This is a genomic window from Streptomyces alkaliterrae (assembly GCF_007097205.2).
Classification (GTDB): Bacteria; Actinomycetota; Actinomycetes; order Streptomycetales; family Streptomycetaceae; genus Streptomyces; species Streptomyces alkaliterrae.
The window spans coordinates 1-3443 of the sequence record NZ_VJYK02000433.1 but is presented as its reverse complement, the minus strand read 5'-3'; the positions used below and the strand labels follow the sequence as shown (position 1 = coordinate 3443).

The 3443-nt window shown below is 70.8% G+C and carries 3 protein-coding genes; all 3 read left to right on the top strand.

Annotation, left to right across the window (positions count from 1 at the left end; all coding sequences use genetic code 11):
• Nucleotides 1–53: 53 nt before the first annotated feature.
• From FNX44_RS25160 to FNX44_RS25150, 3 genes are read left to right on the top strand one after another with little or no spacing between them, the layout of a single operon-like run.
• Entirely contained in the window at nt 54–1175 is a 1122-nt protein-coding gene (locus FNX44_RS25160; RefSeq protein ID WP_143651289.1) for a DegT/DnrJ/EryC1/StrS family aminotransferase, read from the top strand.
• Nucleotides 1168–1926, top strand: a complete 759-nt coding sequence (locus FNX44_RS25155; protein ID WP_323369659.1) for a class I SAM-dependent methyltransferase — start codon at nt 1168–1170, stop codon at nt 1924–1926. The genes FNX44_RS25160 and FNX44_RS25155 overlap by 8 nt, the downstream gene beginning before the upstream one ends.
• Nucleotides 1927–1931: 5 nt before the next feature.
• Nucleotides 1932–3362 carry an NDP-hexose 2,3-dehydratase family protein gene (locus tag FNX44_RS25150; protein WP_407699117.1) on the top strand — a complete coding sequence of 477 codons (1431 nt, stop codon included), beginning with the start codon at nt 1932–1934 and terminating at the stop codon, nt 3360–3362.
• Nucleotides 3363–3443 lie beyond the last annotated feature (81 nt).

Sequence of the window (3443 nt, the reverse complement as noted above, 5' to 3'; positions counted from 1 at the left end):
CCGCTCACCCCACCCACCGCAACCCCGTGCCATCTCAAGCAGGAGGCGATCGCGTGACCACCCGAGTCTGGGACTATCTGCCCGAGTACGAGGCCGAGAAGGACGACATCCTGGACGCCGTCCAGAAGGTGTTCGGCTCCGGCCAGCTGGTGCTGGGCGAGAGCGTCAGCGGCTTCGAGGCCGAGTTCGCCGCCTACCACGCGCTGCCGTACGCGACCGGTGTGGACAACGGCACCAACGCGCTGAAGCTCGCACTGGAAGCACTGGGCATCGGGCCCGGCGACGAGGTCGTCACGGTCTCCAACACCGCCGCCCCCACCGTGGTCGCCATCGTCGGCGCCGGGGCCACCCCGGTGTTCGTGGACGTCCGCGAGGACGACTTCCTCATCGACACCGACCAGGTCGAGGCGGCGATCACCCCCCGCACCAAGGCGCTGCTCCCGGTCCACCTCTACGGCCAGAGCGTCGACATGGAGCCGCTGAGGCGCGTCGCCGAGAAGCACGGACTGAAGATCCTGGAGGACTGCGCCCAGTCGCACGGCGCCCGTCACCACGGCCGCCTCACCGGCACCATGGGCGACGCCGCCGCCTTCTCCTTCTACCCCACGAAGGTCCTCGGCGCCTACGGCGACGGCGGCGCGGTCGTCACCGGCGACGAGGAAACCGACCGCGCCATGAAGCAGCTGCGCTACTACGGCATGGACAAGGTCTACTACGTCATGCGGTCACCGGGCCACAACTCCCGGCTGGACGAGGTGCAGGCGGAGATCCTCCGCCGCAAGCTGACCCGGCTCGACGACTACGTCGCCGGCCGCAACGCCGTCGCCCGCCGCTACGAGGAGCAACTGGCCGACGTCGCCGGTCCGGGCGGACTGCTGCTGCCGCGCACCAACCCGGGCAACACCCACGTCTACTACGTGTACGTCGTCCGCCATCCGCGGCGCGACGCGGTCATCGAGGCGCTGAAGGCCTACGACATCCACCTCAACATCAGCTATCCGTGGCCGGTGCACACCATGTCCGGCTACGAGCACCTGGGCTGGACCAAGGGGTCCCTGCCGGTCACCGAGAAGCTGGCCGGCGAGATCTTCTCCCTGCCGATGTACCCGTCCCTGTCCGAAGGCCGCCAGGAGAAGGTCGTCGGCGCGCTGCGGGAGGTACTGGCCCGTGTCTGACACGTCCGGAACGCCCTCCGAACCCGTGGGCATCTACGACGTCGGCGAGGTCTACGACGCGATCTACAACGGGCGCGGCAAGGACTACCGCGCCGAGGCGGCCGTCGTGACCGAGCACGTCCGTGCCCGCTTCCCCGACGCGGCCTCCCTGCTGGACGTCGGCTGCGGAACCGGCGGCCATCTCGCGTACTTCGCCAAGGAGTTCGGCGCCGCGCGCGGTATCGACCTCGCCGACGGCATGCTGGACGTCGCACGGCGCAAACACCCCGAACTCCGCGTCGAACGCGGCGACATGCGCAGCTTCCGCCTGCAGGAGCGCTTCGACGCCGTCGTGTGCCTCTTCGCCGCGATCGGCAACCTGCGCGGCGAGGAAGAGCTCCGGGCCACTCTGGACTCCTTCGCCCGCCACCTCGTGCCGGGTGGGGTCGTCGTGCTCGAACCGTGGTGGTTCCCGGAGAACTTCACGCCCGACCACGTCGGCGGCAGCGTGGTCACCCACGAGGGGATCACCGCCGCCCGCGTCTCGCACACCACCTGGCACAGCGCCGGAGACGCGAGCCGCATGGACGTCCACTACCTGGTCGCCCAACCGGGCCAGGAGGTGCGGCACTTCGCCGACACCCACGTGATGGCGCTCTACAGCAGGGCCCAGTACGAGGCCGCGTTCACCGCGGCGGGACTCACCGTCGAGTACCTCACCGGCGACTACCCGGGGAACGGGCTCTTCGTCGGCGTCAGGCGGGGGGTGTGAGCGCCGTGCACGGGCTCGAAGCCGAGCAGGACACCGCCGGGCGCACACTCCCTCGCCCGGTGCTGCGGTCACGCGTGGCCGAGGACCTGCCCGCGCGCCTCGCCCGCTCGGCCGCCGCCACCGGGGCCGGCCACGGCATGCGCACCGGCGAGATCGACGACTGGCTCGCCGGGCGGGCCCGCGCCCACCGCTTCCGCGTCGAGCGCCGCCCGCTCGGCGCACTGGACGGCTGGTCGTTCGCCGACGACACGGGGAACCTGGTGCACCACACCGGACGGTTCTTCAGCGTCGAGGGCCTCACCGCCACGCTCGGCGAGGGCGCGGTGCGGTCCTGGCAGCAGCCCGTCATCAGGCAGCCGGAGGTCGGCATCCTCGGAATCCTCGCGAAGGAGTTCGACGGCGTCCTGCACTTCCTCCTGCAGGCCAAGATGGAGCCCGGCAACCGCAACCTCCTCCAACTCTCCCCGACCGTCCAGGCCACCCGCAGCAACTACTCGACCGTGCACGGCGGTTCCAAGGTCAAGTACCTCGAGTACTTCGCCGGTGCCGGTCGGGCCCGCGTGCACACCGACGTACTGCAGTCCGAACACGGCTCGTGGTTCTACCGCAAGGCCAACCGCAACATGCTTGTCGAGGTCGACAGCAGCACCGAGATCCCGCTCGACGACGACTTCTGCTGGCTCACCCTCGGCCAACTCGGGGAACTCCTGCACCGCGACAACCTCGTCAACATGGACGCCCGCACGGTCATCGCCTGCTTCCCGCAGCCGCGTCCGGCGACGGTGGCCCTGCTGACCGACGCGGAGCTGCGCTCCTGGTTCACCGTCGAGCGCTCCCGGCACGACGTGGACATCCGGCCGATCCCGCTGGACGAGGTCGAGGGCTGGCAGCGCGGCGAGAACACGGTCGAGCGTGCCGACGGCCGCTACTTCCGGGTGGTCGGCGTGCGCGTGGAGGCCGGCAGCCGGGAGGTCTCCGCCTGGGACCAACCGCTGTTCGAGCCGGTCGGGACGGGCGTCACGGCTTTCCTGTACCGGCGACTCGGCGGCGTGCCGCACCTGCTGGTCAACGCCAAGGTCGAAGCCGGCTTCCTGGACACGCTGGAACTCGCGCCCACCGTGCAGGCCAACCCCGGCAACTGGCGGCACCTGCCCGCCGAGGACCGCCCGCCCTTCCTCGACCTCGCGCTCAACCCGCCCTCCGACCGCGTGCGGTACGCCGCCACCCACTCCGAGGAGGGGGGCCGGTTCCTCAACGCCGAGAGCCGCTACCTCTTCATCGAGACCGACGAGTCCCAGACCCCCCTCCAGCCGCCCCCCGGCTACCAGTGGGCGACGCCGGGCCAGCTGGGAGCGCTGACCGCCCACGGCCACTACGTCAACGTCCAGGCCCGGACCCTGCTGTCCTGCGTCAACACCGGCGCCGTACAGCTGTAGCACCGACCGACGGCGGACGGCCCGCCGCCCGCGCACGGGCCGTTCCGAAAAGAGGCATGCCCGCATGACCACCGCCCCACC